This window comes from Imperialibacter sp. (genome assembly GCF_040222815.1).
Classification (GTDB): domain Bacteria; phylum Bacteroidota; class Bacteroidia; order Cytophagales; family Cyclobacteriaceae; genus Imperialibacter.
Map to the genome: position 1 here is coordinate 1 of NZ_JAVKCH010000043.1, position 15,091 is coordinate 15,091.

12 protein-coding genes and 1 tRNA gene are annotated in these 15,091 nt (G+C 48.0%); 6 read left to right on the forward strand and 7 right to left on the reverse strand.

Annotated features, from left to right (window positions below; all coding sequences use genetic code 11):
* Nucleotides 1-135 precede the first annotated feature (135 nt).
* The 3 genes from RIF36_RS22835 to RIF36_RS22845 are packed head-to-tail and all read left to right on the forward strand — an operon-like array spanning nucleotide 136 to nucleotide 3,075.
* Complete coding sequence (locus RIF36_RS22835; protein ID WP_350121107.1) at nucleotides 136-747, forward strand: hypothetical protein; 612 nt, start codon at nucleotides 136-138, stop codon at nucleotides 745-747.
* Nucleotides 744-1,334 (forward strand): hypothetical protein, encoded by a 591-nt coding sequence (locus RIF36_RS22840; protein WP_350121110.1) that lies wholly within the window; start codon nucleotides 744-746, stop codon nucleotides 1,332-1,334. Before RIF36_RS22835 ends, RIF36_RS22840 begins: the two co-directional genes overlap by 4 nt.
* Nucleotides 1,335-1,356: 22 nt before the next feature.
* On the forward strand, nucleotides 1,357-3,075 hold the full coding sequence (locus RIF36_RS22845) for a hypothetical protein (protein ID WP_350121112.1): 1,719 nt from the start codon (nucleotides 1,357-1,359) through the stop codon (nucleotides 3,073-3,075).
* Between the two features lie 193 nt (nucleotides 3,076-3,268).
* Here RIF36_RS22845 and RIF36_RS22850 read toward each other — a convergent pair whose 3' ends face one another.
* The 3 genes from RIF36_RS22850 to RIF36_RS22860 all read right to left on the reverse strand — a co-directional run bounded on the left by RIF36_RS22850 (nucleotide 3,269) and on the right by RIF36_RS22860 (nucleotide 7,015).
* Entirely contained in the window at nucleotides 3,269-5,878 is a 2,610-nt protein-coding gene (locus tag RIF36_RS22850) for an ABC transporter permease (protein WP_350121115.1), read from the reverse strand.
* A gap of 1 nt (nucleotide 5,879) precedes the next feature.
* The gene (locus RIF36_RS22855) at nucleotides 5,880-6,218 is read right to left on the reverse strand and encodes a PadR family transcriptional regulator (protein WP_350078083.1); all 339 of its coding nucleotides are present in this window, start codon (nucleotides 6,216-6,218) and stop codon (nucleotides 5,880-5,882) included.
* Between the two features lie 152 nt (nucleotides 6,219-6,370).
* A complete protein-coding gene (locus RIF36_RS22860) occupies nucleotides 6,371-7,015 on the reverse strand; it encodes a YceI family protein (protein ID WP_350121118.1) in 645 nt (214 codons plus the stop codon).
* Nucleotides 7,016-7,293: 278 nt separating this feature from the next.
* Here RIF36_RS22860 and RIF36_RS22865 point away from each other — a divergent pair.
* Nucleotides 7,294-7,367 (forward strand) — tRNA-Asp (locus RIF36_RS22865).
* Nucleotides 7,368-8,991: 1,624 nt separating this feature from the next.
* Here the strand turns inward: RIF36_RS22865 and RIF36_RS22870 are convergent.
* Nucleotides 8,992-10,266: an IS4 family transposase gene (locus RIF36_RS22870; RefSeq protein ID WP_350128426.1), complete on the reverse strand. Its 1,275-nt coding sequence runs from the start codon at nucleotides 10,264-10,266 to the stop codon at nucleotides 8,992-8,994.
* A gap of 471 nt (nucleotides 10,267-10,737) precedes the next feature.
* On the opposite strand from RIF36_RS22870, the gene RIF36_RS22875 reads away from it, so the two are divergent.
* Entirely contained in the window at nucleotides 10,738-11,256 is a 519-nt protein-coding gene (locus RIF36_RS22875; protein ID WP_350128423.1) for a HEAT-like fold family protein, read from the forward strand.
* Between the two features lie 6 nt (nucleotides 11,257-11,262).
* On the opposite strand, the gene RIF36_RS22880 is transcribed toward RIF36_RS22875, so the two are convergent.
* The 3 genes from RIF36_RS22880 to RIF36_RS22890 all read right to left on the reverse strand — a co-directional run bounded on the left by RIF36_RS22880 (nucleotide 11,263) and on the right by RIF36_RS22890 (nucleotide 14,231).
* Complete coding sequence (locus tag RIF36_RS22880) at nucleotides 11,263-11,973, reverse strand: LytR/AlgR family response regulator transcription factor (protein WP_350128420.1); 711 nt, start codon at nucleotides 11,971-11,973, stop codon at nucleotides 11,263-11,265.
* Complete coding sequence (locus RIF36_RS22885; RefSeq protein ID WP_350128417.1) at nucleotides 11,963-13,000, reverse strand: sensor histidine kinase; 1,038 nt, start codon at nucleotides 12,998-13,000, stop codon at nucleotides 11,963-11,965. The genes RIF36_RS22880 and RIF36_RS22885 overlap by 11 nt, the downstream gene beginning before the upstream one ends.
* A gap of 76 nt (nucleotides 13,001-13,076) precedes the next feature.
* The gene (locus tag RIF36_RS22890; protein ID WP_350128414.1) at nucleotides 13,077-14,231 is read right to left on the reverse strand and encodes an acyltransferase family protein; all 1,155 of its coding nucleotides are present in this window, start codon (nucleotides 14,229-14,231) and stop codon (nucleotides 13,077-13,079) included.
* 337 nt (nucleotides 14,232-14,568) lie between these two features.
* On the opposite strand from RIF36_RS22890, the gene RIF36_RS22895 reads away from it, so the two are divergent.
* Nucleotides 14,569-14,940: a hypothetical protein gene (locus RIF36_RS22895; protein WP_350128411.1), complete on the forward strand. Its 372-nt coding sequence runs from the start codon at nucleotides 14,569-14,571 to the stop codon at nucleotides 14,938-14,940.
* The last annotated feature ends 151 nt before the right edge of the window (nucleotides 14,941-15,091 follow it).

Consider the following 15,091-nt stretch of genomic DNA (forward strand, 5'->3'; position numbering starts at 1 on the left):
GGTCTAACAAACAGGTTAAGCACCCAACGATGTAGCCAATCCCGATTCATCGGGAGGGAGCACGAACATGAAAATTTACTCTCTTAACCTTGTTATTGATACTTTACTACTTGATCGAAACGAAATTATATACACATGAAAGCGATGATGATAAGCATGTTGGCAATGGTCTCACTGGCCGCCCACGCTCAACGGACAGATGCGGTGAAAAAACTGCTTGAACTAGGCAAGGACTCTGTGGTTCGGCTGGCCATTGCACGGCTTGGGGAAGCTGGCTTTGCTGATATTGCCCCTGATCAATTCGACTGGTTGAAAGTGCAAACGGATGGCCACGATGTGAGGGTGATTTTTGACAGAAGCATCCAGTATTTCCCGATGAACACATTTGTAGTACACACGGCGACGGTGGAGCTGGTAAGTACAGCTGTTGGCTGGATGCCGTACGGAGAGCCCAAAGACCCGTTTGCTCCGATCCATTTGTATGAATACACAGCAGCGGACAGAGAGGTAATTGCCATGGTGCTCAGCAGCCAAGATTGGCAACACGATGAAATCGCCCTGATGATTACAGAAGAAGCCGATAGCTACCTGATTACTGAGTCGACCGGCAGCGATGAAGCCGTATATAGGTGGCACAAGACTACCGGATCGCTGAGCGAAGAAGGCCATGCAGACTATGCTCCTGAAGAGTTTGATGACGGTTTCCGGGAGGTGGATTGGGAGAACATCAAAACATCGAACAAATGAAAAGCCTGACCTCTCTCCTGCTCGTAGCATGCTCGGTCACTGCCCATGCCCAGCTATTTGAAGAGTCTGACAAAATACTCGCCCTGGGGAAAGATTCGGTGGTACAACTTGCGGTCGCCCAGCTCGAAAAGTCGGGCTTTACAGACATTGACCCCACTCGGTTTGACTGGCTAAAAGTCCGCACCAATGGACAGGAAATTCAGGTAATTTTCGATAGAAGCATTCAGTATTTCCCTCGGGACACCTTTGTCATTCACGCTGCCACTGTAGAAATCATGTATGGCCATGTCGGTTGTGAGCCACGTGGGATTGAAAACGACCCAGCCGAATCGAGGAAATTTTATTCTTACACCGCTAACGACAAAAAGGCTCTCGATTTTGTCATGGCTCATATTCATACCGCTCCCGGAAGCAGACTCATCATCAATGAGTCGGAGGACTATTATAGCGTTTCAGAAATCACGCAATATTGGGAAACAGGGTTTAAGGTGGAGAAGCTCACTGGAAATGTAAAGGACAAGTGGCATGCTCAGTCCGGGGCTGGGTCCGGAAAAATTGACGATGGCTTTAAAGAAGTTGACTGGTAATGGCAACCCATAACGCAACACAATGAACTTAAAAAACCTAATACTCATCTGGCCGTTGGCGTTTTTGCTGGTTGGTACATTGCAAGCGCAAACCAACTGGCCGCTGAGGCAATTCAGGAAAGCGCAGCCAACAGCGGAGCTTATGCCCTACGCTATGGATCAACTCTGGGGATTCGGGAAACCAGGAAGTCGTGGCATATATAGCCAAAGCCAGGCGGCCGTAGTAGTGCCCCCTGCCTACGACCTGGTGCTCCCCACCATGGAAAAAGATCTTTTTTATGTAGTAAGAGGCGATTTTGCTGGACTTTACGCAGCCAACGGTGGGGAGCTGGTGCCTCCTGATCAATTCCAGAACTTTAGAATTTTCACCAATTCAGAGGGTAAATTGATCGCCGAGAATGCAGTAGAAGTCCGCAGTGAAGGCGCTGGGTATGCAACAACGTCAGTCAAAAAAGTGGCTTTTTCACTGCTGCGTCTGGCTGACAGTGCCTGGCGGGCTGTTGAAATTAAGCCAGCCTTTTGGCTTTCAGAGGATCTAAACCGGCGGGAGGATCGCATAGAGCGCTATGCCAAAGGCCAGTGGATTCACCACCACGCATTGCTGGAGATTAAGCTGGTAGATATGCCCGGCTTTGTGGAGCCTGGCACGCAGGTAACGAAAGTGGTACAGGAATCGTCCATTATCACCACAGGCAATGCTGGCTATCTGATACCGCCCCGCTTTGTCTACATCCTTCCGCAGGACACCTATTTGGAGGTGGGCGTGGTGAAGCCTTTGGCACACGAACCGTCTCAATCCAGTGTTTACACCAAAAAAGGCGTATACTCGATGGCCTTCAAAGAGGTCATTCCGCCTACATCAGGGTCGGTATTCCCAACAGAGCCAACTGGTTTTGCTGCCTACGACAATCCATCCCTTTCCATATTTGACACTGAAGGAGTAAAGCTTGGCGAAATAACAGGATTTGAACAAAGTATTGATCATATAGCCCTGATAGGCGACAAGGTATATATTGCCTGCTTTTCCGAGGATGAAGAGCAGCTGGAGATGAGCATTTTCGATCAGCATATTTACAAGCTGACAGGAGATTTCCTGGGTTCCTTCCCCTTCACTTTTCTTTTTGTACCAGAGAACGGGACAATTGCCTCTATCGAAAAAATAGACCCAACCACGCCCTTTGGACTAGCTTATGGGCTTTTTGACCTCCAGGCCAGCCAATGGGTAAGCGATCCAACCTACAGTAGGGTTATCCAGCCGCACTTCAGGGAAACCCTATCACCATGGGAAAATGGTAAGTGCAGCTACTACTTTGACCTGTCGAAAGCTGAAACGCACGATTATTTCGACTGCGAGGGGCAACCAATCAATGGCGTAGCGGCGACAGTCAGTGGCTCGACCTACAAAATCATTACTGCAGAAGAAGATGCTTCGATGGCCTTTCATGAGCCTGCGACGGCCCCGTTTGAGTTTAGCCATGTGCTCATTTCCGTCGAAGAAGAGATGGATTTTGAGCCAGGGATGGCAGCAGTTAAGGAAGCAGAGAAAAGCGAACTGGTTATTTACAAGACCTATTCAGCGTACAACGACACCACTAAATACGGGCTCGGCTATTCTGATGACGACCATTTGCTACTTGCACCAGTATTTGACAGCATCCAGTTCATAGATGCTACAGAAGAGATAAACCTGACATATCGTGGGGAAGTCTACAAATTTCCCCTCAGCCGGTATCAAAGATGAGTCGTTATCGGATAAAAGTAGTTGAATCGCCATGAAGTATATTCTCTTCGGCTTGACCTTGTTGCCCCGCTCGATCTGGAGGGCATGCATTAGGGACACTTTTGGTCACCAGTGCGGGAAATGGAATACCGAAGGCACCCTGGCTCTTTCCAAAACACAACTTTTAGCGCTCAACAATAAAACTCCGGTCGACTTATTCCACCCTTAGCCCATTCACAGGGTTGAACTTGCGCAGGCGGGCCACCTGAATGGACACGGTGAGCAACAGCACGCCAATGAGCACAAACACCGCCACCGCCACTCCGGAAAAACCTATAGGCATATGGTAGGTATAGGCTGCATCGAACAATAGCTTCATCAGCTGGTAACTCAGCGGGGCTCCCAGCCCCAGGGCTATGGCAAAAAGTACGGCATAACGACGGGTGATATTAGCGGCAATGCTGCTCAGCCTGGCACCCAGCACCTTCCTGATGCTGAACTCCCTGATTCTTCCCACCACATTGAGGCTAATGAGCCCATAAAGGCCCAGGCCTGCAAGCAAAATGGCCATGGTAGCCACCACCTGCCACACGATGGCGTGGATGTCAATCACTTCGTAGTAAAGGCCCCACACGTCTTCCTGATAGCCACCCATAAACGGGGTTTCAGGAAACAAGGTCGCCCACTGCCCCTGCAATGCCTCGTAAACTTCCTTTTCGGTGCCATGCTTCGTTTTCATGGTGAGGTAACGGTAGTCGTTTTTGTCGGCCAAACTGAAAAAGGCGGGTTCGACCTTGTTGGAAAGGTCGTAGGCGTGGAAATCGGCCACCACGCCCACCACCTCATACCGTGTACTGTCGATATCGAAGACCTGCCCAAGCACCTCGCTGCTCGGTACGCCTGGCGCTATATTGGCCGCCAGGGTGGCGTTGAGTACCACGGCCTGCTTGTCGTTCGCAGCATTTTCCCGGAAGGCTCTGCCCTCTACCAGCTGCAAACCCAAGGTTTCAAAATAGCGGGCATCCACCTTTAGCTCCGTGGCCTCATATTGTCTGTCGGGGAAGTGCAGCACGGCAGTTTGCTCGCTGCGCCCCAGGTGATGAAATGATCCAGAGATGGAGACAATGTCCGGGTGACTGCTGAGGGCATCCCGTAGCTGGGTAAACGCCTGCGCATCGGGCAGGCCGGTATAAAGCGCTTCGTGCTGGCTATAGCCCCAACTTCTGGCACCTAGCCAGGCACTGTTTTGGGTAAAGGTGACAGCACTGGTGATGAAAACGCAGGCAAATACCAGCTGCAAGCCCAGGAAAACCCTGGTGAGGGTGTTCTTTTTGCCAAACTTCACCGACCCCTTGATGATGCTCACCACCTGGAAACGGGAAATGTACAGAGCTGGATAAATACCCGACACCAGGCTGGTGAACAGCAGCGTGGCCGGCAGAAAAACCCAGAGAGACGTGTCGCTGAAACGAAAGTCCATATCGAAACCCCACATTTGTTCAAAGCCCCGGATGAAAAAGCCCATCGCCAGACCAACGCCCAGCAACATGGCGAAAAAGGTAATCAATACATTTTCAGCCAGAAACTGAACGGCTACTGTGCGCCGGGTTGCACCAATCGTTTTCCTGATGCCAATCTCTTTCAACCGTTTGGCGGCTGACACAATCGCAATATTGATATAGTTAAGGCAGGCGAGGGCCAGCATCAGCACCGCCACAATGGCCATGAACACAATCGACATATAGTTATCTTTCGAGCTTCTTGAAATGCCATCTTTGATATACTCCGACGTTTCGTGCAGCGTGGCCAGGGGCCGAAAGGCGAAGGCGGTAATGGCCCAATCGGGCTGCACGGCACTGTTTTGCATCGCCTTGTATTTGTCCATAGCAGGCTCGATAGATGAAATATTGAAAGGGTCGTCAACCTGAATAAAGGTGGCGGCCACCGTGCTGCTCCAGTCGTGGACATTGTAGGCTGGCGACGTTCGGAGGTTGTCAAAGTTGACCAGAAAGTCAAAACTGATGGTGCGGGAGGCCGGGAATTTGGCCGCTACTCCTGCCACCTTGAAGAGTTTGCCATTGTCCTTATCAAACTTCACCAGCACCTCTTTGCCCAATGGGTCTTCGGTGCCAAAGTACTTCTCTGCCATGTTTTCACTCAGCACAATGCTATTCAGGTCAGCCAGCGACGCCTTACTGCCTTGCTTAAGCGGGAAAGTAAACATGTCGAGAAACTCAGGGTCGGCATAGCGCACCCTTTCGTGGTATACCCGATCACCATATTTGACAACTACCGGCCTGTCTTCTACCCGGCAAACTTTCTCAATGTGCGAAAAATCTTCCCGCAGCATGGCACCCAGTGGTCGTGGCGTGGTGCCGTATTCCTGCGGCGTGCCGTCTCTGTCGGCCAGAAAGGTGACAAGGAAAACCTCGTTTTTGTGCTCGTGAAATTGATCAGTGCTAAAGGTCCAGCTGGCAAAGGCATAAACAAACACAGCAATGCCAATGGCGACAGATAACCCGAACACATTGATGGAGGAGTTCAGGGGATTTTTCATCAGGCTGCGCAAAGAGATTTTGAAATAGTTGCGAAACATGATAATGCCGGCATTGGTGGGAGCTGTTGGTCTTCGCCAGGCATAGGGCTGGAAACAGCGCAAGACGTCCCACAGGTAAAGTAATTTGGCTGTAAAGAGGCCCTTTTCTGCCGCTCTTTCATAGAAAAACTCCTCAAGGTCGCCGTGCATTTCTTCGTACATGCCAGGCTGGCAGTACCATTTGAAAAAAGCGTGTGGCAGGCGGGGAATGGTAGGTTTCTTTTCCATATCAATTGGTTTGCCATTTAAAAGCCAGTTCGGGGATCTGCTTTCTCAGAGACACCCGAAGGTCCATTGATTCATCAAGGGCTTTCTTTCCATAGGGTGTGATGTTGAACAGGCGTTTCCGTTTTCCCCCTCTTTTTGATTCAGGGTCGCCCAGCCGGGAGTCGAGCATGCCTTTCTTTTCGAGGCGGTACAGCGATTTGTGTACGGCACTCACATTGACCGAGCGGTCTGACTGCTTTTCAACCTCCTTGGTAATGGCCACGGCGTAGGCATCGTCGTACAGCACGCCTACTGTGAGCAGCACCAGCTCTTCAAATTCGCCGAGATATATTCTTTGCATGAGTCGTATATAATTGACATTTGTCTGTAATATACGACAAGCCCATGATAAAGTTTACTTTTGTCAGTTTAATTGTCTTCGCCCTGGCGTTTTCAACGAAAAAAGCCACCCCTCCCGGAATGGCTTTTCTGCTTTTTGAAGCAATCTGTAGCTTAAGACTTCGCAGCTTTGATGCTTACTTTGATTTCGATGTTGTCAGCCAATACCATGTCTTTCATGAAGTGAACCCACTTCACGTCATAGTCTTGTCTGTTAAATACCAATACGCCTTCAGCAGAAAGTCCGCCGTCGGTTACTTCCATTGAAGAAAGCTCCATTGTTTCCTCTTTTGTCTTGCCTCTGATGGTAAGGTCGCCAGTCACTTTGCTTCCCTCCTGAGATTTGATGGTGAAAGTAGCTGTAGGAAATTCTTCAACAAGGAAGAAATCGCCTGTTGACAAGTGACCAACAAGGTCGCTTGCTCTTCTACCCTCTTCGTCTTTGAAAGAAGCAGAATCCAAAGGAACGATAGAAGTCATATCGATGGTGATATCACCACCAGTGAGTTGAGCGCCTTCTGCTGTTACTGATCCGTTGGCTACCTCAATCACGCCGTTGTGGCCATACACGCCAGCCACTTCGCCCTTCCAGGCTACTACAGAGCTGGTGGGGTCTACAGTGTAAGTCATAGCGGCTACTTCTTCTGTAGCAGCGGTTTCTGCCGATGATTCTGTTGTTGAGTTTCCACCACCACAGGCAGTAAGGAAGCCCGCTGCGATCAGTGACGCAAATAATGTTTTTGTGCTTGTCAAGTTCATAGTTGTAATTGGTTTGAGATACAAAGCTAATGAAATAGCTACATTAAATGTAGCTACATTAAATATTAACTTGATTATTGGCTATTTGTTTGCACTCGTCGGTAAAAAATTGACTCAGTGTAACATTTTGAATAACAAGTAATTGCCACACTTACCAGGAATACCACCTGTTCGCTTGGAAAAATATTATCAAAATTTTGGTTTTCCCTTTTGCAAAAGCGGAACAAACGCATACTTTTGCATCTCGATTTACAAACGGTAGTCGAGACACAACAAAAGGAGTGGTAGTTCAGCTGGTTAGAATGCCTGCCTGTCACGCAGGAGGTCGCGGGTTCGAGTCCCGTCCATTCCGCAAGGAGCCTTAGAGAAATCTAAGGCTTTTTTGTTTTCGGGGGTTTCTTGTGTGGGGGCACAATTTTCCGGTGTGAGGACACAACCGGAAGCAGGCAGCTTGTGAAGACACAGGCAAAACACGTACTGGTTAGAATGCCTGCCTGTCACGCAGAAGGTTGCGGCGGTTCGCCGCTGCGATTCGAGTCCCGTCCATTCCGCAAAGAGCCTTAGAGAAATCTAAGGCTTTTTTGTTTTCGGGGGTTTCTTGTGTGGGGGCACAATTTTCCGGTGTGAAGACATATCCGGAAGCAGGCAGCTTGTGAAGACACAAGCAAAAAAACTCTTGCTGGTTAGCATGCCTGCTTGTCACGCAGAAGGTGGCGGCGGTTCGCCGCTGCGATTCGAGTCCAGTCACAACAGACTGCCTTAGAGAAATCTAAGGCTTTTTTGTTTTCGGGGAGTTCCGGTGTGGAGACACAATTTTCCGGTGTGGAGACACAACCGGGAGCAGGGAGCTTGTGAAGACACAAGCAAAAACAGTGGTAGTTCAGCTGGTTAGCATGCCTGCTTGTCACGCAGAAGGTGGCGGCGGTTCGCCGGTGCGATTCGAGTCACGTCACAACAGACTGCCTTAGAGAAATCTAAGGCTTTTTTGTTTTCGGGGAGTTCCGGTGTGGAGACACAATTTTCCGGTGTGGAGACACAACAGGGAGCAGGGAGCTTGTGAAGACACAAGCAAAAACACTTGCTGGTTAGCATGCCTGCCTGTTGCGCAGGAGGTTGCGGCGGTTCGCCGGTGCGATTCGAGTCCCGTCACAGTGGATTGCCTTAGAGAAATCTAAGGCTTTTTTGTTTTCAAGTAATTCCGGTGTGGAGACACAATTTTCCGGTGCGAGGACACAACCGGAAACGGGAAGCTGTGAAGACACAAGCAAAAACAGTGGTAGTTCAGCTAGTTAGCATGCCTGCTTGTCACGCAGAAGGTGGCGGCGGTTCGCCGGTGCGATTCGAGGCCCGTCACAATGGACTGCCTTAGAGAAATCTAAGGCTTTTTTGTTTTCGGGGAGTTCTGGTGTGGAGACACAATTTTCCGGTCTGAAGACACACCCGGGAAACGAGGGAGCTATGAAGACACACCCGGAAACAGGCACTGGTTAGCATGCCTGCTTGTCACGCAGAAGGTGGCGGCGGTTCGCCGCTGCGATTCGAGTCCAGTCACAACAGACTGCCTTAGAGAAATCTAAGGCTTTTTTGTTTTCGGGGAGTTCTGGTGTGGAGACACAATTTTCCGGTGTGAAGACACAACCGGGAGCAGGGAGCTTGTGAAGACACAAGCAAAACACGTACTGGTTAGCATGCATGCCTGTCACGCAGAAGGTGGCGGCGGTTCGCCGGTGCGATTCGAGTCCAGTCACAACAGACTGCCTTAGAGAAATCTAAGGCTTTTTTGTTTTCGGGGAGTTCCGGTGTGGAGACACAATTTTCCGGTGTGAAGACACCATAGCCGTCAACCTAAGGTGTAACTAGCTGATTATCAATAACCATTCGCATGGTTAGTTTTATTTTCCATGTTTTTTAAAAGGCCTTTGACTGGAGGCCTTGTTTTGATTGTTTGTTACTCTAATATACTGATAATAAGTACATTAACTTAGTTTCAATGAAAGAATATCTTGTATACTTTCATCTCCTTTTTTATACTCTTTTTGGTGGTGCCTTCGGCTAAGTTGAATCAGTTGAGCCAACCATTGAAGGAAGGCTTCTTGGTTCTGGATAAGCCCTAGTGTCAGCTTCTGTGACCTACTAACCATGGTTCTGCTTAACTTATGAAGACTCATTTCACATGCTTGCTTCTCCTCAACCAGTCGCAATAGAGCCCAATTCAACATCACCCAAATAAGTTTAATGAGCAGTACACATTTAAACCTTGTCGCATTCATTGCATGTATTTTGTGCAGCCTCATAATGCTTTTCCACGTTTTGAAAATGAGTTCAATCTGCCAACGTAGTGTATATAATTTGTAGACTTGGATGGCATCACATACCTCTCTTTCCACATTGGTCACGAATAGGTTCAAGCAGGCGCTCTGTTCAGTCAACTTGGATACCTTTGTCTTATTGTCCTTTTTCCGTTTGATACGTTTTCGTGCTTGCTCGTCTGGAATTAGGCTAGCAATCAATCTGACTGGCGAAAGAATCTTTCTGCCTAAATAAATATCCAGATCAATGTATTGCTGTTTTTGAGTGAGCAGTTTTTCCTTAATATCATCTATGGTTAATCTCACTAATTGTCCATCGTGTTTGACATACATGAACCACTGAGCTTTCGCTCTGCTAACAAAGTAGAGGTTGCGTTTTCTGATTTCCTCGAAGGCTTTTGGTGAGAAGTAGCCTAAATCTCTAATCAATAGAGCTTTGGGTGGTATTTGATCTATGTTTTTCATGCATTCCTTTGCATCAGCATCCAGGGCTGAGCCAAGAGATAATTCTGTCACTTTTCCACCTAGAAGGTCATACTCTAATTGTACCTGAGCAATGGCCTCTCTTCCAACTCCACCATAGCCTGGGAAGGTATCAGCAAGGTTTTTAGGAGCAATGAACTTCGAGCTGTCTTGTATCCTGATCTCACTGAAAAAGTCGTGTTTTAGTGTAGAAGTTCTTTTCAATTGCCTTGAAATAACCAGCTGTAGAACTTGGGATAATAGTGCTTCAGTCTTGCAGTTAAACCTTTTATCGATGGCCTGCTTGGAAACATTTATAGATGCATCATAAGCCAAACCTATACTATATTCACTCAAGGAAGGACAACTTTGGGCATTGGAAAAGAATGCTGTGTTGAGAAACGATTCGGCTGTGATGACCGAAGACCTTTGCTTAAAGCCTGTTTGACGGGCCATAGCTTCAAGGCTCTCCGAAGACACAAGCCGGGTAACGTAAGTCGAAAAATCCTTGATTTTTCGGTCTAAAATGAATTTCCGTTTCTTTTCCTAAACCCATCTTTCCTTAGGTTGACGGCTATGGTGAAGACACACCCGGAAACAGGAAGCTTGTGAAGACACGGGCAAAAAAAAACTGGCTGGTTAGCATGCATGCCTGTCACGCAGAAGGTGGCGGCGGTTCGCCGGTGCGATTCGAGTCCAGTCGCAACAGACTGCCTTAGAGAAATCTAAGGCTTTTTTGTTTTCGGGGAGTTCCGGTGTTGAGGCGCAATTTTCCGGTGTGGAGACACAACCGGGAGCAGGGAGCTTGTGAAGACACAAGCAAAAACACTTGCTGGTTAGCATGCCTGCCTGTTGCGCAAGACGTTGTCAGCAGTGCCTTCCTCTGTCACCAACATTGTTGATAATTGATTCTCCACCCTTTAGTTTTATCACAACCAACAAATAGCGTGGATGGAAAGTGACTTGAAAAGCCGGCTGATGGCAGACCGGTCGAAGCGAAACATAGAAAGGCTGGCACAGGAAATAGGTGCCGACGAGGAAAAATTTGCTGAAGTGATGGATATCTTCTTCAGCGGGCCATATCGAATCACCCATTTTTCGGCTCACCTGCTGGGGAAATGCTGCGACCTCCACCCCCACCTGATCCTCCCCTATTTGGGCAAAATGATAGACCTACTGGATGAAAACGTACATGATTCACTGAAAAGGAATATCCTCCGTACTATGCAGTTTATCGACGTTCCGGAAGAGCATTGGGACAAAACTGTGCAGTACTGCTTCGAGTTGCTTCAGTCTAAGAAAGAACCGATAGCGGTAAAAGTATTTGGTATGACCGTGCTGGCCAATCTGTGCGAAAAGCTGCCAGAGCTAAAGAATGAGCTGAGGATCATTATCGAAGACCAAATCCCTTACGGCTCAGCTGGCTTTAAGAGCCGTGGAAGCAAAATTCTAAAGAAGCTTCAGCAATAGCCGACGTTACTCCCTGCTCCAAAGCTTGTGCTGCAAAATCTTCTCCAGCACAGCCTCTCTCCAAAGTTTGCTGATGGGCACGATCCCCTTTTCAGTGGCGATCTCATTTCCTTCAATAGACTTCACCTTATCAATGTTCAATACATACGATTTGTGTGTTTGAACAAACTGATTCGATGGCAGTAGCTCCATTACCTTTTTCAGCGTCAAATGCGCAATATGGTTTTCTGTCAGTGTGTGCACCTTCACATAGTTCTGCATACTTTCTACATACACCAATTCCGCCAGCCTGATTCGTTCAATTTTCTGACCAGTCTTTATAAAGAAGTAATCGGCCCTGACCTCGTTTTGTGTATTGGCTTGCAGGTAATCAAAGGCCTTCTGCACCGCCTTTAGAAACCGATCCAATGAGATGGGCTTCAGCAGGTAGTCGATCACGCTGAGCTCATAGCCCTTTAAGGCGTACTTTTCATAGGCCGAAGTAATGATCACCAGCGGTGGGTTTTTGAGGGAGGCCAGGTAGTCGAGGCCGGTGATATGGGGCATCTCAATGTCCAGAAACAGTAAATCTGGTGTCTCCAACTTCAGCATGGCATCGAGCTGCAAAGCATTTTCGCAGGTGCCAATCAGCTCCAGGTAGTCCACTTTTTCCACATAGCTTTTTATGCCTTTCACAGCGAAAGGCTCATCGTCCGTTATGATGCACTTAATCTTCATCCAGTGTCAGTTTAAGCTTTGCGGTAAAAACGCTTTCGTCTTGTTCTGTCTTCAGGGTATGTTTGCCGGGGTAAAGCAATTCAAGCCGCCTTTGCAGATTGGCCAGCCCGAGCCCACCACTTCCCGGCTCCTCTTTCAGCACACTTTGAGACACTATGGGCTCGGTGGTGTTGGTAATATAAAATTCTATCCCGTCGTTGCCGACATCCGACATCTTCAGACTGATCAACTTCTTACCGCCTAAGTACTTAAAGGCATTCTCCACCAAAGGGATAAACAGCAACGGATATACTTTCTTGTTCACAATACCAGCGTCGAGATTGATATCTATCTGCAAATGAGAGCCATGCCTCACCTTCTGCAGGTCAATATAGGCATTGATATGATCCAGCTCCTTTGCCAGGGTGGCCTTCTTATCCGTTTCCTCATAAAGCTGGTACCGAAGGAGCTCCGCCAGTTTTTCTACGGTTTTCTTGGCATCATCCACACTTTCGTCCATTTGAAAGTATATAGTGTTCAGGCTATTGAAAAGGAAGTGCGGATGGTATTGACTCTTAAGTAGGGCAAGCTCCGTTTCCACGCTGTCTTTTTCTATCTGCTCCAGCCTCTGCGCCTGCTGCATCAGGCTTCTCAGGTAGTATCGGCCTCGCCTGATGGTAAAGATGAGCAGCAGATAAAGGATAGGGATGATATTGATCTGAACAAAGTCCCGCAGCGAGAGCCCATCGTCAGTAAAGGCGACGAATATCGTGACGGTCGAATTAACGGCAGCCGCAAAAACCAGGTATGAGATCACCATCTCCCTGACAATTGCCTTCGATGAAGGCTGGAAGTTTTTATTGAACCTTCTCTCCAAAAGAACAAAGCACCATTCAAAAATATACCCCACAGAAATAGCCATAAGCAATTCCAGTAGATATATGCTCAGCGGCCTGCTGCTGGGGAATCCGCCCTGATTTGGGTTGTCGATCAGGCGGATGGATACATATACAACCAACCCGAAAATGAGCGGCTGTATGCGTGTCATCTTGCTCTTTTTGTCGTTCAAAGGTTCTTTCTCCATCGAAGCATCAATATAAGCAACTAGCCTTTTGAAGTCAGGTTTAGGCTTTTGTTTTCTCCACTTTCAATTCCTTTACCCCAAACAGAAACCTGACAATACGAAAGGGTCGGATCAGGTATTCATAAATGACCAGCGAGCCTATGAGAGACAGCGTGCTCACAAACAGGTACTTCGCCAGGATAGACTCCTGTACCTGGATCACATAGTAGCCAATGGCAATGATCACTGTTTGGTGCAGGATGTAGAATGGATAGATAGCCCTGTTGGCGTAGTCCAGAATGGGGTGATGCTTGTTCAAATATCGCTTGGCGTAGCCCGATGCCGCCAGCAGCCATAGCCAGGCATCTACAGCAAGGATACAAGTTGCCAGGTATTCCCATGCAGGGTTGATGCCCTCGATGTCCCAGGGTTCAAGTTTGTTCCAGCGAAAAAAATTGATGACGGTGATGCAGAGAATGGCCAAACCGAGCAGCTTTCGGCGATGAAGCTCTACGGTGTCCCACAGGCTTGGCACGGCCCCCACAAGGTAGCCTGCCACAAAGAAAGAGCACCAGTAAAAATGCCACGGCAGATCGTTGATCAAGTCGTGGGTATCGGGATTCCAAAAGGCCCAAAAGCCACCAATGATCACCGTTGGAAACATGATAACAGCAATTTTGAAATTACCCAAAGCCGCAACCAGCCTCGTGGCCAGTGCTTTACCCTTCTCCGACCTGATGTAAAGAAACAGCGGCAGACAGACCACTGAGTAAACAAACAAGTACAGCACAAACCACATGTGATGCCAGGAAAAATTGCCTGCCGGGTAAGGGATAAACTCCAAAACCTTCGGGTAGAAAGAAAAGAATGATGAGTAGTTGGCACCATTGAACTGCCTCTCGAAATAGATCTGAGGTGGCACTATCACAAACATGGCAAACAACAACGGAACCATCAGTCGGTTATTTCTCTCCTTCACATACTGCCACGGGCTTCTTTTCCTCAGCGCCAGAAATGTGCCATAGCCAGAAACAAAGAACAGTAGCGGCATCCGAAACCTTGAAAGCCAGAAATTGAACTCCAGCCAGAGGTTGCTTTGCTCTGCATTTTTGATATGCCAGCCGGATTCAGCAGCAAAAAGCATGGCGGTGTGAAAATAGAGCACCAGCAGTATGGCTATGATCCTTAGCCAGTCAATGTCGTGTCGTCGTTCCATGAGTTTTTTCTGTAAAAAAATTGGTTGTGGTTACATACTTCAAATCATTTTGACGAAAAGACTTTGTCAGGTGACCAAAACGCATCCTGCCTTCTCTTGCGTTTTTCCATGGCAATCAATTTCAATGCTCGCCATACTCCTCTGGAGGCCGAAACGTCAAAAAACTATGTGAAAGCGCTTTCCAAACATGACCGGGACAACCTGATCAGCTTTCTTAATTCTTTGAAAAGCCTTCTTGCCGTTGGCTAGCTGGCCGAAAAAAACGTCGATAATCGAGAGCGCTCTATTCCCTTTCATCTGAGGAGTGTGTATATTGAGAATCAAAACCCTCGCTGCGATGGGCCGAATTACCATATTTGTATTGCTGCTGCTACTCTGCTCCTGCCTCGATCCTTTGGAAGCTCCAGCACCCGACTGGCAACCTCAGACGTTTGCCGACGGCATGCCGAATTTGGCCTTCAGATTAAGAGTCAGTGGCATTAGTCCGGGCAGTGTGCGTTTCAACAACTACTCAAGCGGTATGCATGAATTTACCTGGTATCTTGGTTACAATAACGAAAACGGAATTGAGGCCACTACCAATACGCCAGCTCCTACGCTTAAATACCCCAGAAATGGGAGATTTAATGTGCGACTGAAGGGGCTCGGCACCGACAGCACAATTTACTGGGGTTCCGATTGGATAGAAATCACAAATTTACCTGACTAAGGTTTCTAAAGTCAAATAGCTGCCTACCTATCTAGGGCAAACGCATTTAAAACAAATTGGACATATTATTATCAAAGCTGTTTTTCTACCCCTGCCCTTAAGGGTGAAACAGCTTTGAAATTCTCCTTTCCCTTTAGGGTCAGGGTAAAAA

Excerpts from the sequence above, each read along its gene's own strand:
- RIF36_RS22855 (WP_350078083.1), bottom strand. The coding sequence starts at position 6,218 with ATGCAAAGAATATATCTCGGCGAATTTGAAGAGCTGGTGCTGCTCACA.
- RIF36_RS22840 (WP_350121110.1), top strand. The coding sequence starts at position 744 with ATGAAAAGCCTGACCTCTCTCCTGCTCGTAGCATGCTCGGTCACTGCC.
- RIF36_RS22835 (WP_350121107.1), top strand. The coding sequence starts at position 136 with ATGAAAGCGATGATGATAAGCATGTTGGCAATGGTCTCACTGGCCGCC.
- RIF36_RS22845 (WP_350121112.1), top strand. The coding sequence starts at position 1,357 with ATGAACTTAAAAAACCTAATACTCATCTGGCCGTTGGCGTTTTTGCTG.
- RIF36_RS22875 (WP_350128423.1), top strand. The coding sequence starts at position 10,738 with ATGGAAAGTGACTTGAAAAGCCGGCTGATGGCAGACCGGTCGAAGCGA.
- RIF36_RS22880 (WP_350128420.1), bottom strand. The coding sequence starts at position 11,973 with ATGAAGATTAAGTGCATCATAACGGACGATGAGCCTTTCGCTGTGAAA.
- RIF36_RS22895 (WP_350128411.1), top strand. The coding sequence starts at position 14,569 with ATGGGCCGAATTACCATATTTGTATTGCTGCTGCTACTCTGCTCCTGC.
- RIF36_RS22860 (WP_350121118.1), bottom strand. The coding sequence starts at position 7,015 with ATGAACTTGACAAGCACAAAAACATTATTTGCGTCACTGATCGCAGCG.
- RIF36_RS22850 (WP_350121115.1), bottom strand. The coding sequence starts at position 5,878 with ATGGAAAAGAAACCTACCATTCCCCGCCTGCCACACGCTTTTTTCAAA.
- RIF36_RS22890 (WP_350128414.1), bottom strand. The coding sequence starts at position 14,231 with ATGGAACGACGACACGACATTGACTGGCTAAGGATCATAGCCATACTG.
- RIF36_RS22885 (WP_350128417.1), bottom strand. The coding sequence starts at position 13,000 with ATGACACGCATACAGCCGCTCATTTTCGGGTTGGTTGTATATGTATCC.